Genomic DNA, 232 nt, shown 5'->3' on the forward strand with positions numbered 1-232 from the left:
CCGATCATCAGACGCTAAATCTATTAATCGAAGATTTCTCACGATTGTATAACGGTGAAGAATTACAACCACTTGAAATCCAATACAAGGATTATAGTGAATGGATGCGTGGCAGAAACCTGGAGAGTCAGAGAAACTATTGGAAAGAAGTATTCAAAGAAGAGGCACCGGTTTTGGATTTGGTGACGGACTATCCACGTCCCAAAATCCAAAGCTACAAAGGAGCCCAAGT

1 protein-coding gene is annotated in these 232 nt (G+C 41.4%); it reads left to right on the forward strand.

The genetic code is table 11. From position 1 onward, the window contains the following. On the forward strand, positions 1-232 hold a 232-nt coding region (locus tag G9F75_RS19880), incomplete at both ends, for a condensation domain-containing protein (protein WP_167409347.1).

It is taken from the genome of Bacillus sp. EKM208B (assembly GCF_011800725.1).
GTDB lineage: Bacteria > Bacillota > Bacilli > Bacillales > Bacillaceae > Bacillus > Bacillus velezensis.